Genomic DNA, 22,160 nt, shown 5'->3' on the forward strand with positions numbered 1-22,160 from the left:
GTTATTTAAGTTTTAAGGCCTGTTTATAATATAATGGATGCATAAGTAAGTTCTAATTTCCGTCCCTTTGAACTTCAAAATCCTAGACGGAGGTATCTGTCGATGTCATCTGGCAATTTACGCAAGCAAGATCCCTGGGCTTCTTATTACGGGCCCAACCTTGGTTATGTCCAAGAACAATACGAACTGTTTAAACAAAACCCTGAATCCGTCGTAGCCGAGTATCGCGAGCTGTTCGAGCAATATGGCGAACCGCCTCAATACGCCGGGCAAACGGCAGCACCAATCGTAACCGCGCAAGCTTCCGGCGGCGCGGCAATCGATGCCAAAGTACTTCAAAACCTAGTAGCGGCTGGTAAGCTTGTATGGAACATACGCGCTTTCGGCCATTTAGCTGCGGATATCGACCCGCTCGGTATCAGTCCAAAAGTAAGCACGAACATGCTGGAACTTGAAACATACGGCCTGACTGAGGCCGATCTGGCTGCCCTTCCGGCAGAGCTTGTCTGGACGAAAGCACCTGCTGACGTTAAAAACGGCTGGGACGCAATCGAGAAGCTTCGCAAAGCTTACACCGGAACAATCGCGTACGAGTTCAGCCACGTTCATAACGAAGAAGAACGCGTATGGCTGAAGCAACGCGTAGAAAAACAGAATCCGGCAACTAAGCTGAACACGGAAGAACGCAAGAAAATTCTGACGAAGCTGTTCGAAGCTGAACAATTCGAAGATTTCCTGCAACGTACGTTTGTCGGCCAAAAACGCTTCTCTGTTGAAGGCAACGACGTTCTCGTGGCCCTCGTTGACGAGATGGTTCATGAGCTGTCCAATGACGGCGTTAAACATATTCTGATGGGTATGGCTCACCGCGGACGCCTGAACATTCTGGCGCATGTGCTTGGCAAGCCGTACAGCAAGATTTTCTCGGAATTCCATCATGCGTCCAACAAAAAAATGAGTCCGTCCGAAGGTTCCATCGGCATCAATTACGGCTGGACCGGCGACGTGAAATATCACCTTGGCGCGAACCGCTCGATCGGTACAGGCGAAACGGTTAAGACCCGCATCTCGCTGGCGAACAACCCAAGCCACTTGGAGTTCGTTAACCCTGTTGTCGAAGGCTTCACGCGCGCTGCACAGGATGACCGCACGGCACCAGGCTATCCGAAGCAAAACCCGGATCTCGCCGCAGCGATCATTATGCACGGTGACGCCGCATTCCCTGGCGAAGGCATCGTAGCGGAGACCATGAACCTGTCGCAGCTTAACGGCTATTCGCATGGCGGTACGCTTCATATTATCGTTAACAACAAAATCGGCTTCACTACAGAAAGCCATGATTCCCGTTCCACGCATTATGCAAGCGACGTTGCGAAAGGCTACGAAATTCCGATCGTTCACGTCAATGCCGATGATCCAGACGCGGTAATCGCAGCGGCTCGCATGGCAAGCGAATATCGTACGAAGTTTAAGAAAGACTTCCTGATCGACCTGATTGGCTACCGTAAATACGGTCACAACGAAACGGACGATCCGGAAACAACGCAACCTACGATTTATAAAAAGGTAAAAGCTCATCCGACAGTAAGCCGTGTCTTCACGGATAAACTGGTTGCGGAAGGCGCGATTACCGAGCAAGAAGCAGAAGGCCTGAAGCAAGAAGTTATCGGCCGTCTGAAAGCAGCTTACGAAGAAATGAAGAGCCGCGAAGGCCAAGAGCCGGTTCATCAGACGCAAGGCTTGCCAAACGATTTGGCAACTGGCGATGCGGTAGCTCCTATCTCGGTTGAAACCCTGCGCGAGATTAACGCTAACCTGCTGAAATGGCCGGAGACCTTTACGGTTTATCCGAAGCTGCAGCGTATTTTGGAACGTCGCGCAACGGCTGTAAACGACGGCGAGAAAATGGATTGGGGCCATGCCGAGACGCTTGCGTTCGCTACGATCCTGGCAGAGGGCAAGCCAATCCGCCTCAGCGGCCAAGACGTAGAACGTGCAACATTCGCACACCGCAACCTGGTGCTGCATGATGCCGAGACTGGCGACACGTTCTGCCCTCTTCATCATTTGCCGGAAGCGAAAGCATCGTTTGCGATTCATAACAGTCCGCTCTCCGAAGCAGCTGTACTCGGATTCGAATACGGCTACAACGTACACGCTCCGGAAACAATGGTTATCTGGGAAGCGCAGTACGGAGACTTCACTAACGTTGCGCAGGTATTGATCGATCAGTTCATTTCGGCAGGCCGTGCAAAATGGCAGCAAAAATCGAGCCTGATCATGATGCTTCCGCACGGTTATGAAGGTCAAGGTCCGGAGCACTCCAGCGCTCGTCTGGAACGCTTCCTGCAGTTGTCCGCTGAAGAGAACTGGACGGTTGTGAACCTGTCCAGCGCAGCGAACTACTTCCACCTGCTTCGCCGCCAAGCTTCGATCACAGAGAGCGATGCCGCTCGTCCGCTGATCATCATGGCACCGAAGAGCTTGATCCGTAACCCTCGCGTAGCTGCGGAAATTTCCGAGCTGAGCAGCGGTTCATTCAAAGCGGTTATCGAGCAAAAAGGTCTTGGCGCTAAGCCAGACCGCGTAGAACGTCTCGTTCTCGCGACTGGCAAAATGGCCATTGATATTGAAGAAGCGATCGAGAAAAACGGCGATCAAGAGCTGGATTGGCTGCATGTCGTACGCGTTGAGCAGCTGTATCCGTTCCCTGAGAAAGAAATCGCAGCGATTATCGAACGCTTGCCGAACCTGAAGGAAATCGTCTGGGTACAAGAAGAGCCGCAAAACATGGGTTCGTGGTTCTACATGGAGCCACGTCTGCGCAAAATCGCGCCAGCCGCTGCAAGCGTAAGCTACATCGGCCGTCCAGAGCGCTCGAGTACGGCAAGCGGCTTCCAGCAAGTACACAGCTTCGAGCAGCAGCACATTTTATTGCAAACTTTAAAATATAGTCCGTCGTTGACATATAACACAGGGAGGTAAGCTCACGTGCAACAAATTATAGTTCCGGCAATGGGTGAATCGATTACGGAGGGCACAATCTCCAAATGGGTCGTTAAAGTAGGAGACGCTGTTAAACAAGGCGACGTGCTTCTTGAGCTTGAAACAGACAAAGTAAACATCGAAATCAGCGCTGAGCAAGACGGCGTTCTGCAAGAAATCGCAAAAAACGAAGGCGACACCGTTGAAATCGGTGAAGTTATCGGCACAATCGGAGCTGGCAGCGGCGCTGCCGCTCCGGCACCGGCTGCTCCAGCAGCTGAAGCAGCGCCTGCACCGGCAGCAGCTCCGGCTGCTGCTCCGGCTACAGCGGTAGCCGTTGCTCCGGCACCTGCGGCTGACAGCCACCTGAATGCTTCTCCTGCAGCCCGCAAGCTTGCAAGAGAAAAAGGCATCGACATCAGCGAAGCACAATCGACGCTTGGACGCGTTGAGCTTCGCCCTGCGGCTCCTGCTCCTGCAGCAGCACCGGCGCCAGCTGCAAAAGCGGCTCAACCGGAATTCACGTCGAACAAGCCTTTCACTCGCACCAAAATGTCCCGCCGCCGCGCGACAATCGCTAACCGCCTCGTTGAAGCACAGCATACAGCAGCTATGCTGACTACGTTCAACGAAGTTGATATGACAGCGATCATGGACGTTCGTAAACGCCGTAAGCAATCGTTCCTGGACAAACACGAAGTTGGTCTTGGCTTCATGTCCTTCTTTACTAAAGCAGTTGTTGGCGCATTGAAAGAGTTCCCTAATTTGAATGCTGAAATCAACAACGGCGATATCATCGCCAAACAATATTACGATATCGGCATCGCCGTATCGGCCAAAGAAGGTCTGGTTGTTCCGGTCGTTCGCGACGCGGACCGCCTGAGCTTCGCGGAAATCGAGAAATCGATCGTATCCCTGGCTAAAAAAGCGCGCGACAACTCGCTGGCGCTGGATGAGCTGCAAGGCGGTACATTCACTATCACTAACGGTGGTACATTCGGATCGCTCTTGTCGACACCAATCCTGAACGCTCCGCAAGTCGGCATTCTGGGTATGCACAAAATCCAGCTTCGTCCGGTAGCGATTGACGCTGAACGTTCGGAGAACCGTCCGATGATGTACATCGCCCTCACTTACGATCACCGTATCGTTGACGGCTCAGAAGCGGTTCGCTTCCTTGTAAAAGTAAAAGAAATGCTTGAAGATCCGGAAACTCTCCTTTTGGAGGGCTAAAATGCGGGCTGTACCCTTGGGTACAGCCTATTTTTTATATGTGGTGTGGTGTGGCTCGCTGTTGGCAGTCGCTGCGTAAGTGAATATTCTTTCAATCGCTGTGCCTTTCGGGTTCCCTCAATAAGAGGTTTCAAGGTAGGAACCCGAAAGCCAAGGCGAGCGCTAACGCTTTTCAAGAACATTCACTTACTCCGCGCCTCCCCGGCTCGCCACACAACCAAAAAAAGGGCTGAACCCAAGGCTAAAAGCCCATGGGTTCAGCCCTTTTTGCTGCCGCCTATCGTTCCTGGCTGACAGCCCAGGAACAACTAATAAAGAAAGGACTGCTGAGTCATCAGCAGTCCACATACGGCCCCCAAAAAAAGGGCGAGCGACTTTGGAGCGGAAAAAGTAAATGTTCTGTAGAAGCGGAGCGTTCGCCTTGCTTTTCCGGTTCCTACCCATACAACTCGTTCAGGGAACCGGAAAAGCACAGCGATCGCAAGAACATTTACTTTTGGAGTAACACCATCACGCGAGCCTTCCCCTACTCCGAGTAATGGACACGGAAAATCATGTCCTGATTGTAGTTGCCGAAGCCTTTGCCGAACAACGTCAGGCCGCCGACATGGGCGGCGTTGTCTTCGACGGCGAGGCGGAATACCCACTGATTGCGGTTCAGGCCAATCTGGTCGATTCCGGTATCGGAGATTTGCTGCCCATCGATGAAGGTGCCGTTTTTCTGGACTCGGATGATCTTGAGCAGACCGTATTGGTTAACGAAATCCTGCCACCATGACGGGGTATACTTCCCCTTTATCGCGCCGTAATCGCCGGGACTGGTCCACATGCCGATCCGGACGCCGTTAAGGGTAAATACGATATCCGATGGCCAATTCTCGTTGTAACCCGGCGCCTCGGAGCTGATCTCAAGCACAATCTCCAGCTCCTCGGGACGTTGGCCCGGCAGCAGATAATTCGGAATCCGGTACTCCACGTACCCTTGGCCGAACCACAGGATGCCAGCGTTCATCCGCTCAGGCTCAAGGAAGTATCTCGCGTCGTCAAATTGGCCGATAACCTTCTCCGTTGTGGCAATGCCGCAGGTCGGATGTACTTCAAACTCCGTATAATGACCGATCGGTATGCTGATCTCGTGAGTCTTCTTCGGGATAAAACCGGCCTGCGGCAGATCAATCTGAATCCGGGAGGCCGCAATCTCGCAAATTTTATGCGTGCCTCCCTGCTTTCTGACCATCTTTGTCTGAATGATCCCCGCTTGCTCCAGCTTGCGGACATGCATTGTCACGATGGCACTGCTTAACCCAAGCGCAGCAGCAAGATCTTTGACATTCATCGGCTCCGAAGCTGCTGCAAGCAGGTCAAGGATATTTAATCGTACAGGACTTGCCAGCGCTTCGTAGAGCGGAAGCCAGGCATGGTCTGTATCGGTTTTGATTAACATGATTCACATCCTGTTACTTATTGAAGTTTGATGCGAATGACGTTCCAGGAAGCTTTGCCAAGGGAAGTTTCAATCGTACCGTTTTGCTCAAGCTTGGCATTGCCGTTTGCGTGAGGCTTCACGCGGTCCGGATTAGCTGCTGTATTAACGGCCTGAAGGTCATCATTCTCAAGGACAATATGCTCGATTACGCGGAACGAGCCAAAGCTGCGAAGATCGATTTCGAACGTTCTTGCCTGGTCCAGATCACGGTTTACGGCAAATACGGTTACTTCTCCAAGCTCTTCGTTATGAACAGCCACCGCTTCTACATAAGGAACATCGGTGTAATCCTTGGAGTCGTATTTATCCGATTTAAGCAATGGAACCAGTACCGTGCCGCGGCCGAACAAGCTTGCATGCATATACGGATAATAGATCGATTGCTTCCATGCAGCTCCGCCGTTCTCCGTCATAATTGGCGCAATAACGTTAACGAGCTGAGCAAGACATGCCATTTTCACCCGGTCGGCGCGTTTCAGCAGGCTGATCAGCATACAGCCAACCACAAGCGCGTCCTCATGCGTATAAATATCCTCCAGCTGCGGCGGTGCGATGGACCATGGCTCGATTTTGCGGTCGCTCTCGTTGGAGTGGAACCATACATTCCATTCATCAAAGCTAAGATTAATGTTTTTCTTGCTCCGCTTCTTCGCTTTCACATAGTCAGCGGTCGAAATAACCGTCTGAATGAAAGAATCCATCCCCATCGATTGCGCCAGGAAGTTGGCGGTGTCCTTGTCTCTATTCCCATAATACTGATGCAGCGAGAGGTAATCAACGTTATCGTACGTCAGATCAAGCACCGTAGCTTCCCACTCCGGGAAAGTCGGCATGCCAAGCGCCGAACTGCCGCAGGCAACAAGCTCAATGGTTGGATCTACCCAGCGCATCACCTTCGCGGTCTCGTTCGCGATTCGGCCGTACTCGACTGCCGTCTTTGCTCCGATCTGCCATGGACCGTCCATCTCGTTGCCCAGGCACCAGGTTTTGATATTATGCGGATCCTTGTAGCCATGCTTAATGCGAAGATCCGACCAGTACGATCCCGAAGCATGGTTGGAGTACTCGATCAGATTCCGGGCTTCTTCCGGTCCGCGGGTACCGAGGTTAACGGCCATCATCGCTTCGGTGTTTGCTTTTTTGCACCAATCCACAAACTCATTAAAGCCTACCAGGTTAGGCTCGATTGTCCGCCATGCCAGCTCAAGTCGTTTTGGACGGTCCGCGAGAGGACCAATACCGTCCTCCCAGTTGTAACCGGATACAAAATTGCCGCCAGGGTAACGCACGATAGGTACGTCTAATCCTTTTACAAGCTCAAGCACGTCCGAACGGAAGCCCTGTTCGTCTGCAGACGGATGATCTGGCTCATAAATACCGCCGTATACCGCACGTCCCAAATGCTCAATAAAGGAACCATAAATTCGTTTATCTACTTCACCTACGATAAAATCTTTGTCAACGATCATCTTGGCACGGTTCGTCATTAAAGAATCACCTCGTGATAAATGTATAAATCAATATCTTTATTAAACATCAGACAATGAAATAATTCAATAACGAATTCTTATGTATTTGAATTAATACATTTATTAATCACTTATAATAGTTTAAACCTAAAATACCCATTATTAAGAAGTTCTTTGTTGAGTCTGCAGCCGGTTTCGACTAAACTGGAATCAGAAGGTAATTTTTCGATATGGTTCGCCATTCTTGCAGGAGATGAAATACGCAATGCCCAGCAAAATTCGCTCATTCGACGATGCAGCCGGACATGTCCTACAGCTTTTGACCTCGTTTCTTCATGTCGACACTCTCTTTATTGCGGTTCAGGAAGGATCGAGCCACCGGATCGTAGGTGCTTACAACCGCAGAGACCCCCTCGTGCAAAGCGGAATGAATTTTCAATCCGACATCAGTGTAATCATTGGACAACGTTCCCACTATATAGTTCCGATATCAACAAGCGATTGCGTCGTTCACGGCGCTCTTTATCTAGTTGACCGGGATCCCTTGTCCCTCAGCGAAGAGGAGCAGTCGTTTCTGAATTCCATGACCGCATTGCTTGGTTACACGATAGATTTGGAGTTCGCGACCGTTACCGACAGCTTAACCGGGTTGTACAATCGAAGGTTTTTAGACGAGTTGTTTGAGCGGAACGCAGAGGTACCTCTAGGGGTCATGTTTATCGATCTGAATGACTTCAAGCAGATTAACGATCAATTCGGCCATGAGTTTGGAGACTTGCTGCTGGTAGAAATCGCCAAACGCCTGAAGCAGCAAATCCGGCACAGTGACCGGATCGTCAGGTACGGGGGCGATGAATTTATTATCTGCTTCCAGAACTTAAGCGAGGATAACGGCGTTCGGACGGTACATGACAAGATCAATGCCGCTTTCCTGGATCCGTTTCTTGTTCTAGGCAAGCCCATCAGCTTATCTGCCAGCATTGGCATTAGCTCCATTCAAGACCGGTACGCCAGTCTCAAGCAGCTGATTACGGATGCAGACCAAGCGATGTATCAAATGAAGCAGTCAAGAAAAAAACCTTGAAGGCAGAAGCGCCGTACTTAGGCGCCACACCTTCAAGGTTTTTTATTTTGCCGCTAGCCGATGAGTCCACCCACCGCTGTCCATAACCCGGTAATCAGGATCAGCCAAAGCGCGATTGTTTTGAACAGCTTGTCATTCAGCCGTCCAACCGCCTTGATCCCGATAATAACCCCGATAATAAGCGCCGGAACCGCCCAGCCAACCGTCTTCATAGACGTCTCGTTAAGCAGTCCTTCGTACATATACGTCCCTATCGTAATGATATTCAGGATTAGGGCGTAAGCCGTAATGTTCGCCCGGAAGGTCATCTTGTCGAGGCCTTGGTTGGTTAAAAACAGCGCCACCGGAGGTCCGCTCATCGAGATGCTTCCGTTCAAAAAGCCGCTTACCGCACCAACCGGCATATAAGCCAGCCGTCCAAGCGGAAAGCTTTTTCCGCTTAGCATCAGGATGGATACGACGGCGACAAGCAGGCCTGCCCCAAGCTTCAGCGCATTCGCCGGAACATACAGCAAGGCATAGGTTCCAAGCGGTGCCGCCAGCAGGCTAGCGGCCAGAAGCGGCCAAATCTGCCTGATCCGGATATGCTTCCGGCTGCTGTACAGCACGGCAATGTTGGTTAAGAGACTTAAAACAACAACGACCGGGACAGCCTGCTGCATCGGCATCAGCTTCACTAGCAGCGGCATGGAGATCAGGGCAAATCCAAAACTCGTCAAGCCCTGCACAAAGCCTGCAAGCAGGACAATCATAAAAACAAATACCAGTTCATCAAGATGCATAACGAAATTAATTACTCCTGATTCTATTTAAGCAAGCGATAAATTACTTCTGCCGCCTCCGCGCGTGTCATCGATGCTGCCGGGGCAAACCGGTCACCGCTGCGTCCTTTCAACAGCCCTTGCTCATAAGCCCATTGTACAGAAGGCATAGCCCAATCCGCAATTGACGATTTGTCCAGGAACGGAAGTTCCGCGTGAGCAATAGAGGAAGCAGACACTCCTTCATGAGAAATTTCATAAGCTTTGGCCAGCATAACGGCCATTTCCTGACGTGTAATCGAGCCGTCTGGTACAAACAACTCGGCCGAACGGCCTTTCACAAGACCCGCTTCATAAGCCGCGGATACAGCTTCGGCATACCAGACGCCCGCCGGTACATCGCTGAAGCGCGTGGCTTGACCGCCGGTTCCGGTAAGCTTTAAGGTCCGAACCAGAATCGCAGTGAACTCGGCACGGCTGATCGCGCGCTCCGGTTCAAAGCTTGCGGCAGCTGTTCCGTTAATAATCTGCTTCGCCGAAAGGGATTCGATAGCAAGCGCTGCCCAATGCGCGGAAGGCACATCCGTATAGGATTTTTTCACCTCAAGCAAACCATAACTGCTGAAATGCGTAACCTCTGCCTGCCATACGCCATTTGCGAATTGCCCGCCAACATAATGGATGAATCCGTCTTCAGCGATATAATAGATGCCCGTCAATTCCGCGTTCCCGCTTTGCGAAGCCTTCATGCGAAGAGTTAACGGACTGCTGAACTTGGCCAGCTTCTCCACATTGCCGGCCGCATCGGTTACCGACAACCCGAAGTTATAAACGGTGGCAAGCGCTCGGACATCCGCGCCGGTGCCGGCAAGCATTTTATCCGCATCCTCCCCTGTAACTGGCACGAGGCTTAAAGTAATCTTGCTGCCCGCCTCCGTCTTCAGCTTGCCAAGCAGCTCGGTTACGACCGCCGAAGGAATCGTCAGGGACAGGTCTCCGGCAGACAAGGTAACAGGCCCTTTCTTTAATTGATCATACAGGCCGGATGGTAAAACGGCCTGCGTTGTTCCCGTCGGCAACTCTACCGTATAACCGCCCTTGCCGTCCGAAGCCAATTGGGAGGAAGTAACGGTAGCAACGCCGTTCATGTTATTGCTTGATCCCCCGCCGTTGCCGTTATTATCGCCGCCGGAAGGCAGATCTCCTACTCTCGCCAGCGCAATATCGTCCATGTAGCCCCATGCACCAGCTGGAGCATCCACATCAAAACCAATGGATGCTTTGCCGTCACGAACTGCAATGGTGCTGACCTTGTAAGAATGCCAATCGTTCCAGCCGGTATTCACAACATCGGTGCTGTACGTCAACCCGCCGGATTTGGCGAACAAGCTTATCTTCTGCTCGTCGTAGACGCCGCCGGAAGCCGATGCGCGGAGCTCGTAAATTCCGTTCTCGAGATTCTCGAAAGACTGCGTAACCGTATACTTAAATGCTGTGCCCAGCCAATAATTAAGCGCGTATTCTCCGGTTTTGGCATTTGCCGCATTATGCTCAACCTTAACCGCACCGGTATCCCCGGTAACCGTCCATGGCACAAGAGCGCCGCTCTCGAAGCCCGGATTTTGCACGACGTTAACCTCTGCCGCTTCCACCTTCACCAGCTCAAGCTTGTCAAAATACCCCCATGCTCCTGCCGGTCCGTTCACGTGAATACCGACCTTTACCTGGCCGTCCGTAACTTGAATCTCCCCAATCGTGTATGGCTTCCAGACGTTGTATCCGGCATTCGTTACCGGAGTGCTGTACGCCTGGCCGCTGGTCTCAGCCGTGAGAGAGATGGTCTGGTCCGCATATTCTCCGCCGGAAGCATAACCGCGAAGCTCATACGTTCCGTTCTCAAGCCCCGTTACCGTCTGCGATACCTGATAGGCAAAGGCCGAGCCCGACCAATAATTCAGAGCGTATTCGCCGGCTTTCGCATTACCCGCGTTATGCTCGATTTTCACCGCTCCCGTATCCCCGGTAACCGTCCAATCCGCCAGCGTACCGCTCTCAAATCCGCCATTACTCAACAGGTTCGGACTTCCCGTCACTGTCACTTCTACCGAGGTGCGAAGATTGGTGCCCGCCACATTCCCTTGAACCGTAAACGTTCCCGGCATACTCAACAGCTCCGGGTTATATTCCTCCCATTCAACCGGTGCCGCCGTGATGGTCCCTTCGTTATAAAGCACCTTTGTCTCTGCCGGCAGAGACAAGGCATCTCCCGTTGCAATCGTAACAGGTGTCGCCGGATAAACGAGAATCGGATCTACGCTTGCGATGCTGCCCGGTACATATTGGAATGCGTTAAGAGAGTCAAGCGCATTGCCGCTATAATCAAACATCGCCTGATTTTCCCATGCATTGCCTTCGCCTTGCTTCCAGCCTACCCCCGGCAGCCAAGTCGGCTCCCAGTAAAATACGCCAAGACCAAGTCCGCCTTGCACATGGGCAACTGTATTCAGCACCGTCTCGGTGACAAGCTTCTGATTCGCCACGGATGCTTCAAAGCCAACCAGCTTGGTCTCGTTCTCGCCAACCGTATTGGGATGGTCATCGCCATTCTCAAGCGTATTGGCATACGACGTTTCCGCTACAACAATCGGCTTGCCGTATCTTGCGGCGATATCGTCCATATTGGATTTCAGCTGCTGGAACGTCCCGTGCCAGAACGGATAATAGGACATGCCGATGACGTCATAATCTACATTTCGCGCTTCCATTGCGTCAAAAAAACTGCGGAACTTGCTGTTATTGCCGCCTTCCGCCAAATGCAGCATGATTTGCGTCGTTTGACCGTTTGGCGTGGTGTCCCGCACCGCTTTAACGCCTTCGCTGATCAACCCGGCAAGATTATCCATGTTGCTGGTCGATCCGTCGGGCAGCAGCATGCCGCTGTTAATTTCATTGCCGATCTGCACCATGTCCGGATAAGCATCCGCGTCCGCCAGCTCGCTCATGACATCTGCCGTATAATCATAAACAGCTGTCTTCAGATCCGCAAAGCTGAGATCCTTCCATGCCGCCGGCTTCACCTGCTGTCCCGGATCCGCCCAGAAGTCGGAATAATGGAAATCAAGAAGCAGCTTCATTCCTGCCGCCTTCACCCGCTCCGCCATGGCTAGCACATGAGCCTTGTCATTGTAGCCATCCGCCTGCACCGGATCATTCCAGAGGCGTAGACGGACATAATTGACGCCATGATTTTTCATGATGGTCAGCAGATCCTGCTGGATTCCTCCATCATAAAACTTCACATTCTTATCCTCGAGCGCCTGCAAAGTCGAAATATCGACGCCTTTAATAAACGTATCGGGATCGGACAAATTGTTCTCCGCCGCCTCCGCTTTCTTCACCGGCCCAACGGCCAGCATCGATGTAAGCGCTAACGTAAATGTGAAAAATAAAAGAATGCTTCTTCTCACCATTCGTTTCATTAATTTTCCTCCCTTTTTGGGTTTTAAAAAGGAGGAGACTTTTGTCTCCTCCAAAGCTGAGAAAATGGTTCATCAGAGAATAGTTGGCGAAAGGAAAAGGGGTGTCCCCTGAGGAGCGTTAGCGTCCGCCTTTGTCTACAGGAAGTCTCCTTTGGAGAGTAAATTGAAATTTCCTGCAGACAACCGTGGCCGAAGGGGATACCCCGTTCCTGCACGCCCCACCTTTCTCTAACAAATCCTTTTCCCAAGGCGGAGAGACAATCGTCTCCCCTTATTGAGCCGCCAAAAATGCATCGATCTGAGTTTGCAGCTCTTTCTGAACCTTCTCGATACCTGCAGCTTTCAACTGCGCGATCAGATCCGCTTGGCCTTTGTCGATGTCCTTGATCAGGCCGTACTCGAGCGGAATCGCGTAACGGAGCATCACGTTGCCTACGTTAGCTACTTCGTTCTTCACGTTAGCATCGTTGAATACGAAGGTCTCAAGCTTGAAGTGGTAAACCTTCTTCTCCCAATCCGTAGCAATCGCGTCTGCTTCTGCCGGGTACGAAGCGTCTTTACGATTCAGCGGGGAGTTAGAACCCCAGTTGGAGAAGCCTGTGTAGTTCGGCGTGCCAGGCAAAGCGTTAAACTTGTCATCGCCCACAGGCTCATAGTTTGTGCCCGCAATGCCGTACATGAACAGGTCATGGATTTCTTTATCGTTCTGCAGCAGGTCAAGCACCATCAGCGAACGATCCGCTTTCTTCGATGTCGCATGGATTGCAAAGCCGTTTTGCGTCGAGATTGCCGCGATTTTCTTGCTGTTAGGCGTCAGATCCGCAATGGCCAGCTCAACATCCGGCTGCTCGCGTTTCAGTTCAGCCAGGTTCATCGCTACCGTACCCAGGTTTTGAGCGTAAGAAGCGGTTTTGCCGGCTTTAATATCCTGCCATACGTCGTTTTTGTTGGATACGATGTTTTTGGACCAAGCGCCGTTGTCAGCCAGATCTTTATAATAAGCAAGAAGGGATTTGAATTCCGGCGTGTCGTAAATGTTGAATACTTTGCCTGTTGCATCGTCCAGCTTGTAAGCAAGCGGCATGCTGTAGTCGACCAGGTTGAAATCATTCGCCTGCTCGAGCAGGATTTGGTCAAGCTCATGCCATTTCCAGCCGTCGGCGCCTTTGGCGTTAAAGCCGTTGATGCCTTTTTCGTTAGCCGCAATCGCCTTCAGGTAAGCCGCGTAAGTCTCAGGGCTGTTAACCGGCTCCAGGTTATATTTCTTGCGCAGATCTTCGCGGATCAATACCGCTTTGTCCGTTACTTCCGGATTGTTGTTCGGTACCATGAACTGCTTGCCGTTCACCTTCGACTGTTCCCAAGCTACAGCAGGCATAGCCTTCATCGTTTGCGGCATAAACTTGTTCAGCATATCGTCGGTCAGCTCCATGAAGCCGCCCTTGAGTGCCTGGTCATTGTAGAACGCCCAGTTAGCTGTATAAGCAATATCGAAATCTTCGTTTGCCGCGAATTTTAGCGGGTATTTCTGCGTCCAGTCCGCCCAGTCGAGGAACTCGGCATCAATGGTTGCGTTAACCTTTTCTTTCAGCTTTTTGTTGATCTCCGCGAATACCGCGTCATAATCAACCGGTTTGCCGCCAACCATCAGCATTTTGATCTTTAGCTCTTGCGAGGTGTCAACCGCGCCGGCATCAGCCGATGCCGCAGGAGACTGCGATTCCGCAGCAGGCGACTCTGTCGCTTCCGCATTTTTTCCGCCGTTATTACCATTGTTGCTGCCGCATGCTCCCAGAACCGTAGCAGATAGGGCAAACGTTGCTGCCAGCATCATGACCGTTTTTTTGTTTCGCATGTGTATCCCCCTAAATAATGGTAGTCATCTATGATAACCAGGTCACCCTGAGGTCATCCTAACCTTTTACTGCGCCAAGCGTAAGACCTTGCACGAAATAACGCTGAATGAACGGATAAGCGAGCAGGATTGGCCCGGTTGCGACAATCGTCATCGCCATCTTCAGGCTTTCCGTCGGGATGTTGGTCGTAACGACAGCTCCCGAGGCAACCATCGCTTTGCGCATGCCATCCATGTTGCCAAGCATTTTGTACAGATAATACTGAAGCGGCATCAGCTTCTCGTCGCTCACAAATAGAAGCGCGTTGTACCAGTCATTCCAGTAAGCCAAAGCGATGAACAAACCGATGGTGGCAAGTACAGGCTTGGACAGGGGCAGGATCAGCTGGACGAAAATGCGGAAGTCCCCTGCGCCGTCGATCTTGGCCGATTCGGTAATCGCCTCCGGAATGCTGCTCATGAACGTCTTCATGACGATAATATAGAACACGTTCAGCAGCATCGGGAGAATAAGGACGATCAATTTGTCTTTCAGATCCAGATACGTAACGATCAGCATATACCATGGAACAAGACCCCCGCTGAACAATGTCGTAAAGAAGAAGAAGAAAGCAAACTGGTTGCGCCATCTGAAGTCTTTGCGCTGAAGGACGTAAGCCGTCATCGCGGTTACGAATAATCCGACCAGCGTCCCGATTGCCGTCACCGCAATGGTGACCCCATACGCCCGAAGCATCTGCTCCGGATATTTGAACAGCACGCTGTAGGCCTCGGTGGACCATACGGCCGGTATGAGCTGATAACCTTTCTCCACAATGGAGCTTTCCTGCGATAATGAGGATGATATAACAAGCAGGAAAGGTATGAAGCAGATGACAGCCAAGAGCGATATAAAGATGTAACCGATGACTCTTAGCAGAATGATATCCGCCTGATGTTTAACCCCGCTTTTCCCCGTTTGGGCAATTGCACTCATCTATAATCCCTCCTAAAAAGAATTGTCACACAAATAGCCTTCTATCTTCTATTTGTGATAATTCTTTGCTTCGTAAGCGTTAACTTTAGAACAAAGCATGATCTTTGTCGTATTTGCGTACCGCATAGTTAGCCAGCAAGATCGTTGCAAAGCCAAGCACGGATTGATAGAAGCCTGCAGCAGCCGATAAGCCGATTTCGTTCGAGGTCGTCAGCGACCGGAAGACGAAGGTATCGATAACATCGGTTGAGGAGAACAAGAGGCCGTTGTTGCCGACCATGTTGTAGAACATCCCGAAATCTCCTCTGAAAATATTGCCGACGGCGAGCAGGACCAGAATGATCACGGTTGGGAACAGATTCGGCAGCGTAATTCGCCAGATCCGCTGGAACACGTTTGCTCCGTCAATTTCTGCCGCTTCATACATCTCGTTGTCGATCCCCGTGATGGCCGCCAGATACATGACCGAGCCGTAGCCAAGCGTTTTCCAAGCGGATACGAGCACGAGAATGACCGGCCAATAAGAAGGCGTGTTGTAAATATCAACCGGCTGCATGCCTACTGCCTTCAGCAGCACGTTCAGCGTACCCACGTCATAGTTGAACAGGTTGTAAGCAATAGCGCCTACGACAACCCACGAGATAAAGTAAGGCAGGAACAGCATCGTCTGGGTTAACTTGCGGAACCATTTGCCCACCGCTTCAAACAGGAATATCGCCGCCGCAATCTGCAGCACGTTGTTCACGATGATAAAGGCGATATTATAAAGCGCCGTATTTCTCGTTACCATCCAGGCATTGCCCGATTCGAAGAAAAAGCGGAAGTTGCTGATTCCGTTCCACGGACTTCCGAATATGCCGCCCGTGTTGTTGTATTGTTTGAATGCAAGCACAATGCCGGCCATCGGTACATAAGCGAACAGTATAAAAAAGAATACCGCCGGCGCCAGCATGAGCAGCAGCGTCTTGTTCTGAAGGGCATAACCCCAAAATCCGCGTCGCATCATTCGTTTTTCTCCTCCTGTATAATCTCTCTGTCTTATAGGTTAATTATATAAACCGCGCTGCCCCTCCAAAATTAAGCCAAACTACAAAAAGTAATACTTAATCTACGATTTCGGCCAGAAAGTTTAGTTTATACGGATCGGAAAAAAACAAAAGCCTGCAGGCTTGGAAAAACAGCCGCAGGCTTATCAATGAAGGTCAAACGGGCTAGATTTTATGCTTCTTTCGGTATTCGCCCGGTGTCATGCCGGTAAACTGCTTGAACTGCCGGTTGAAATAAATAATATTCTTGTAGCCGACCCGCTCCGCTATTTCGTATACCTTCAGACAAGGATCCGCAAGGAGCTCCCGGACACGGTCCATGCGACGTTCATTCAGCCAATCACTGAATAAGGTGCCGGTCTCTTCCTTGAACAAGGTGCCCAAATAATTAGGAGTAAAATCAAAATGCGCCGCTACTTCCTTCAGCGTAATCTTCTGTTCCAGCCGCTCGTCCACAAACGCCATAATGTTGTCGAACAGCTTGCGCTTCTGCTTCTGGCGCTTTACGTACAGCAGCTCCGACAGCTCGAAAAACCTTCTGCGCAGCCAGGACAGGATATCGTCTATCGTCTCGAACTGGAATAGAACGGCCGCCTTCTGCGCATCCCATTTCAGCAGCTCGTAAAGATTCTCGTTCCGCTGCAGCAGATCGGCATGCAGCTTCGAGGTTACCCGGATAATCAGGTCGTACGCATATTGCTTCTGGGATACGCTTTCGTTCTTGTCGAACAGCTTGAGCAGCCGGTCGTCTATCGATACCAAGTCATAATCGAGGATTGCGGCCAGCATCTGCTCCACGTTCTCCTCGACATTCGGCTCCAGCTTGTCCTCTCGTGCCGTACCGGAAATATCCTTGATCAGCCGGTTCTTGCCAAGCAGCCATTTCGCGCTAAGGGCCGCCTGCGCCTGCCGGTAAGATACCCGGAGTTCATCCGTATTTCTTGCGGAGCCGCCCGCTCCTGCCGTAATCGTTACGGGGAAGCTCTGACGGACTTCGCCAACCAGCTCCTCCAGCATGGCGTTAAACCGGTCATCGGAGATCGGCGATAGAATAACAATCCGCTGATCAAGGCTGACTAGTACCGTACCTCCGTCATGGTCGCCGACGAACTGCTCGATAAAGGAGGATATGCTGCGGATTTGGCTGCGCCGCTCCTGCTCGGGAATTTTCCACTCTACGTCATCGATCTCGACAACCGCCGCCGCTGCCCCGTATTGAAGGAGCGAGTTCAGAAACGGAGCGATATGCTCCCGCTCATGCTCTTCTGCCGTATCGCCCAGCCATTTAAGCATAAGCTCCCTATTAACCAGCGACAAGGCTTCCGTTACGATCGAATGGCGCTTCCGCTCGCTCTCCACCTGCTTATAGACCGTTTCCAGCATGTCATGCAGCTCCTGGTCTTTGACCGGCTTCAGCAAATAGCCCGAAGCGTTCATCTGAATCGCTTCCTTCGCATATTGAAAGTCCTCATGTCCGCTGATAAATACAACCTGCACATGCGGGTTCCGCTCTTTCGCCTTCCGCGCGAACTCCGTTCCCGACATAATGGGCATCCGAATATCGGACAAAATGACATCAATCCGCTCATTCTCCATCAGCTTCAGAGCTTCAAAACCGCTGCTTGCCGTACCTACCACCTGCAAGGGCAGCGGGCTGCCCGTTACCCTGCGCCGCATCCATTCCAGATCTACCGCTTCGTCATCTACTAGTAATACTGTAATCATGCCAGCTGTCTCCTTTGCTCTTCCTCGTCCACGTTGCCCTGCCGGTCTATCGGCAGCAGGATCCGCACGGTCGTCCCGCCGCCAAACACGCTTCCGATCTCAATGCCGTACTCGTCGCCATACCGCAGCTTGATGCGGTCATCCACGTTGCGGATGCCGTATCCGCCCGACTGTCCCGGCTGTGCCATTACGGCCTTCAAAGCATCCGGCTTCATCCCGATCCCGGTGTCAATGACCTTCAACTCCACTTTATTCCCTATCGCTCTGCCGCTGATCCGGATCGCGATGTGACTGCCAAACCAGGCATGCTTGAAAATATTTTCCACAAAAGGCTGCAGGATCAGCTTAATCACCTTGCAGTCCGCCAGTTCCCGCTCCATATCGATATGGACATCAAATTTCCCCGCGTATTTTATACGCTGGATGTCCAGATAAGCTTCTACCTGCTCCAATTCCTTCGCCAGCGGGATAAAGACTTGGCCATCGTTCAGCGAAAGCCGGTAAAACTTGGCGAGTCCTTCAACCATTCCCGTCACCTTCTCCGTCTCCGACAAGTTCGCAAGGCTGCCTATCGTCGACAAGGTGTTATACAGGAAATGCGGATTAATCTGCGCCTGCAGCGCTTCGAGCTCCGCCTGCTTTTTCTGAATGCCTTCCACGTATACCTTCTTGATCAGATCCTGAATGTTCTCCGCCATATCGTTAAAGGCTCCGGCAATATGAACAAATTCGTCATTGCCGCTGAAGCGAAGACGCTTCTGGAAGCTGCCCTGCTGGAAGGAACGGAGGAACGTAACGATACGTCTCATTTTTCGTCCGGACAATCTGGCTACGAGGAACCCGATAAGCGACATCACAAGGAAACTGATCAGGCATACGTAGAAAATAACGCTCCCCAGCTTGCCGGCATCCTTTCTCAGATACTCGTTCGGAACCAGTGTCTCAATCTCAAAGCTGGTATTCGGAATCTTATTTTGCATAACGAGATAAGTGCCGTTATCCTCTTCGGGCATCGTGCCTGCAGCAGCTTTCCCGTCCGTATCCCCATCGTCTCCCCGTTGATAGAGAACCGTATCGCGGCTCGTATCCACCAGACGTAGAATAAGCCCCTCCTCGGTTGGAAACGCTTTAAAATCCCCAAGCAAATCATCCAGCCGCGTCGTAATCCGGACGTAGCCGATAATCGTCTTATAATCGTTGTAAGAGACCAGCTTCCGGAAATGAGAAATATTATTGAGGGTTCGGTCCGTGTCGACCTGCAGCCAAATATTATCCTTGTCCGAATCTTGGATGGCATTAAACCAAGACTTATTCGTGATCTCGCTGTACGGCAAAATGTAATAATCGCTGTCCTTAATCTCCTCATACATGCTGTCTCCGTCAACCTCGTTCAAATAGCCGTTTGTCGTATAGACAAGGAGCCGGATATGATTGCCGTACAAGTGGAGCGGTGCCTGGATCTGAGGCACGATCTCATCCAGCATCGTCAGATACGTCTGGAGAGGATCGCCTTTCTTCTGCAGCGCCCGTTGAAAGGATAAGCTCCCGAACAGCGTATCGGACATCCGCTGAATCTCGTCCAGCTGGTAGCTCAGATTATTTTCCGTCTGCTCCATTGCCGTCTTAATGTTTGTCTCTGCCATTTCCGTACGGGATTGCACCAGCATCGTATACGAGAAATAGCCGATAACCGCGTCCGTAACCAAGACCAGCAGCAGGTAGGAAATCATCATTTTATACGTAAACGGCATGAAGGTTCTCATCCGCTTCTCCATATTGCTGCGCCCTCCTAGGTCCTATCGTTCATGAATAGGGAAATCATATACGAATTTGTCTAATAAATAAATAGGAGATTACTTGAACGCTAAAGGGCATATCCAACAACCGCGGCGGCATACACATGGTATGAACGGTATTTATCAAGTACGGGGGGATAGCGGAATGAACCAGGATGAGATCCGTGCACTGGAATATGCCATCGATGAAATTACGGAAATCGCAACAGGTTTTGGTCTAGATTTTTACCCGATGCGTTATGAGATTTGTCCGGCGGACATCATTTACACCTTTGGCGCTTACGGAATGCCGACGCGCTTCAGCCACTGGAGCTTTGGCAAAACGTTCAACAAGATGAAGATGCAATACGACTTCGGTCTAAGTAAAATATACGAGCTTGTTATCAATTCGAATCCGTGTTACGCCTTCCTGCTCGAGGGCAACTCATTGATTCAGAATAAGCTTATTGTCGCGCACGTTCTGGCCCACTGCGATTTCTTCAAGAACAATGCCCGCTTCAGCCAAACCAACCGCAACATGGTGGAGAGCATGTCCGCTACCGCCGACCGCATTCATCAATACGAAATGGACTACGGCACTGAAGCCGTCGAGAAGTTTATTGACGCCGTTCTGGCCATTCAAGAGCATGTGGATCCGACCATCATTAAGCCTTACCAGCTGGATAAGACCCGGTATATCGAGCTGCTGACGAAGGAAAAATCGCGTTCCTCGAAGAAGACGGCAAAGTCGGAATACGAGGACTTATGGTCATTTGAGGAGATCGCCGAGTCGGCTGGAGCAGCCACTCCGGCGTCCAATCACTTCCCTCCGGAGCCGGAGAAGGATCTGGTCTGGTTCATCGAGGAATACTCGCCTAAGCTCGAGCCTTGGCAGCGCGACATCATGTCGATGCTACGCGACGAGATGCTTTACTTCTGGCCGCAGATCGAGACCAAGATAATGAACGAAGGCTGGGCTTCGTACCGCCAAGGTGCTTAAGTTCTTGAGCAGAAAAAACCGACTCCTCTCGGAATCGGTTCAAGATCAATATTTAAGATTGCGCCTCATTGCACCGTGTTTGAATGAGGTGATCACATAGCGTTCTCCGTTATCCAGCACTTTAAACGAGATGACATACCGGTCCACGATGCAATAATAAGTGTTGCGAAATTCTCTTGACGGCATGGTCATTCCCATACTGACAACCTTCGCTTCGGTACGGCGAATGAGATTGACCTTGTACTCGATTGTTTCCTGGTCAGTGAAGTGATCACTCTTGATCTGTCGAAGCCGGTTTATTGCCGTTTCAGTCCATTGGACAATCAATTAGAGTTCACCACGCTTCGCCATTTCAATCAATTCATCCGTTGAATAGAGCTTGCCTTGCATGATGTCTTTCTCGGATGCTTTAATCATTTGGCGAATTTCCGGATCGGAGTCCAGCTCGTCTACCGGGTTATAGATTTCATATTCCAAGCCGGCAATACGAATAAATTCCTTATGGTTTTTCTCGTACGATTCAATGACGGTGCCATCAGGAGCTTTTAGACTAAAATTCATCCTTACAACCTCCTTTGATGAAATCGTTAAGTCTGCTGATCATCCAACTCATAACTGAATTATAGCATAGATTCACCCTGCAGCTCATTAGTGAATACCTGTCGATTGAAGCGCCAATTATATTTGCGGCTCTGGGTTTACTACTTCTGCCCTCTCACGTTTTGTATCCAGATGTTTCAACCACAACTCCACCAATTGCCTACCATTAATCAGATCGATATTCAAGCCCTGCGCGTAGGCACGAGCATTAGAAGTAAAATCACTAGTCGTGATGACATAACCGCCTACAGCGCCTTGCTTGACCATTTGGGAGTGGATAATCGCGATCGGGTCGTAAGCAATAGGATCTTTATAACATTTCACTTGTCCTAGATACAGCCCGCTATCTGTTCTCTCTTCTATATCGATCCCAAAATCGCCGGAACTCTTAGTAACGTTTGTGCTGCCGCCTCGAACGGATGTCATAATAGCAGCTACGAAATGCTCAAAGAGCAGTGGGTCTTCATCTTTTTCCTGCTCCAAGTCGCGCTTGAACCGGTTATACAGACCAATACGAAGGGTTTCTTTCATATCTTCATGCGATGAGAATGCATCAAGCGCATTCCTATGATACTTCTCTAACATGCGTTTTTGTTTGTAATACTGATACAGTAAGTAACAAATTGCAGCTATCAATAAACTAAAAAGCACATCCATTTGACATCTCTCCTTTAGATCAATCCTTA

General features: G+C 50.8%; 15 protein-coding genes and 1 pseudogene. 4 read left to right on the top strand and 12 right to left on the bottom strand.

Annotated features, from left to right (window positions below):
- Positions 1-102: 102 nt before the first annotated feature.
- The gene (locus PJDR2_RS23780; RefSeq protein ID WP_015846276.1) at positions 103-2,985 is read left to right on the top strand and encodes a 2-oxoglutarate dehydrogenase E1 component; all 2,883 of its coding nucleotides are present in this window, start codon (positions 103-105) and stop codon (positions 2,983-2,985) included.
- Between the two features lie 6 nt (positions 2,986-2,991).
- Complete coding sequence (odhB, locus tag PJDR2_RS23785) at positions 2,992-4,218, top strand: 2-oxoglutarate dehydrogenase complex dihydrolipoyllysine-residue succinyltransferase (protein WP_015846277.1); 1,227 nt, start codon at positions 2,992-2,994, stop codon at positions 4,216-4,218.
- Between the two features lie 526 nt (positions 4,219-4,744).
- Here the strand turns inward: odhB and PJDR2_RS23790 are convergent.
- Positions 4,745-5,662 (bottom strand): ArsR/SmtB family transcription factor, encoded by a 918-nt coding sequence (locus PJDR2_RS23790; protein WP_015846278.1) that lies wholly within the window; start codon positions 5,660-5,662, stop codon positions 4,745-4,747.
- Positions 5,663-5,679: 17 nt separating this feature from the next.
- Positions 5,680-7,191, bottom strand: coding sequence for an alpha-N-arabinofuranosidase (locus PJDR2_RS23795; RefSeq protein WP_015846279.1), 1,512 nt, complete (start codon positions 7,189-7,191; stop codon positions 5,680-5,682).
- Between the two features lie 247 nt (positions 7,192-7,438).
- Between PJDR2_RS23795 and PJDR2_RS23800 the strand changes: the two genes are divergently transcribed.
- Positions 7,439-8,257 (top strand): GGDEF domain-containing protein, encoded by an 819-nt coding sequence (locus PJDR2_RS23800; RefSeq protein ID WP_015846280.1) that lies wholly within the window; start codon positions 7,439-7,441, stop codon positions 8,255-8,257.
- Positions 8,258-8,310: 53 nt separating this feature from the next.
- Here PJDR2_RS23800 and PJDR2_RS23805 read toward each other — a convergent pair whose 3' ends face one another.
- From PJDR2_RS23805 to PJDR2_RS23835, 7 genes are all read right to left on the bottom strand, one after another.
- Complete coding sequence (locus PJDR2_RS23805; RefSeq protein ID WP_015846281.1) at positions 8,311-9,039, bottom strand: sulfite exporter TauE/SafE family protein; 729 nt, start codon at positions 9,037-9,039, stop codon at positions 8,311-8,313.
- Between the two features lie 23 nt (positions 9,040-9,062).
- Positions 9,063-12,497: a glycosyl hydrolase 53 family protein gene (locus PJDR2_RS32100; RefSeq protein ID WP_015846282.1), complete on the bottom strand. Its 3,435-nt coding sequence runs from the start codon at positions 12,495-12,497 to the stop codon at positions 9,063-9,065.
- Between the two features lie 271 nt (positions 12,498-12,768).
- Complete coding sequence (locus PJDR2_RS23815; RefSeq protein ID WP_015846283.1) at positions 12,769-14,352, bottom strand: DUF3502 domain-containing protein; 1,584 nt, start codon at positions 14,350-14,352, stop codon at positions 12,769-12,771.
- 58 nt (positions 14,353-14,410) lie between these two features.
- Complete coding sequence (locus PJDR2_RS23820; protein WP_015846284.1) at positions 14,411-15,328, bottom strand: carbohydrate ABC transporter permease; 918 nt, start codon at positions 15,326-15,328, stop codon at positions 14,411-14,413.
- Positions 15,329-15,413: 85 nt separating this feature from the next.
- Positions 15,414-16,334, bottom strand: coding sequence for an ABC transporter permease (locus PJDR2_RS23825; protein ID WP_015846285.1), 921 nt, complete (start codon positions 16,332-16,334; stop codon positions 15,414-15,416).
- Positions 16,335-16,539: 205 nt separating this feature from the next.
- Positions 16,540-18,099, bottom strand: a complete 1,560-nt coding sequence (locus PJDR2_RS23830) for a response regulator (RefSeq protein WP_015846286.1) — start codon at positions 18,097-18,099, stop codon at positions 16,540-16,542.
- A complete protein-coding gene (locus PJDR2_RS23835) occupies positions 18,096-19,874 on the bottom strand; it encodes a sensor histidine kinase (RefSeq protein ID WP_015846287.1) in 1,779 nt (592 codons plus the stop codon). Before PJDR2_RS23835 ends, PJDR2_RS23830 begins: the two co-directional genes overlap by 4 nt.
- Before the next feature lie 166 nt (positions 19,875-20,040).
- Here PJDR2_RS23835 and PJDR2_RS23840 point away from each other — a divergent pair.
- Positions 20,041-20,859 (top strand): annotated as a pseudogene (locus tag PJDR2_RS23840) (SpoVR family protein); the annotation flags it as partial.
- Positions 20,860-20,919: 60 nt separating this feature from the next.
- On the opposite strand, the gene PJDR2_RS23845 reads toward PJDR2_RS23840, so the two are convergent.
- The 3 genes from PJDR2_RS23845 to PJDR2_RS23855 form a co-directional block, all read right to left on the bottom strand.
- Complete coding sequence (locus tag PJDR2_RS23845; RefSeq protein WP_041613599.1) at positions 20,920-21,201, bottom strand: hypothetical protein; 282 nt, start codon at positions 21,199-21,201, stop codon at positions 20,920-20,922.
- Positions 21,202-21,435, bottom strand: a complete 234-nt coding sequence (locus tag PJDR2_RS23850; protein WP_015846288.1) for a hypothetical protein — start codon at positions 21,433-21,435, stop codon at positions 21,202-21,204.
- A 117-nt stretch (positions 21,436-21,552) separates the two neighbouring features.
- Positions 21,553-22,131, bottom strand: coding sequence for a restriction endonuclease (locus PJDR2_RS23855; RefSeq protein ID WP_015846289.1), 579 nt, complete (start codon positions 22,129-22,131; stop codon positions 21,553-21,555).
- Between the last annotated feature and the right edge of the window lie 29 nt (positions 22,132-22,160).

Origin of the sequence: Paenibacillus sp. JDR-2 (assembly GCF_000023585.1) — a bacterium.
Classification (GTDB): Bacteria; Bacillota; Bacilli; order Paenibacillales; family Paenibacillaceae; genus Pristimantibacillus.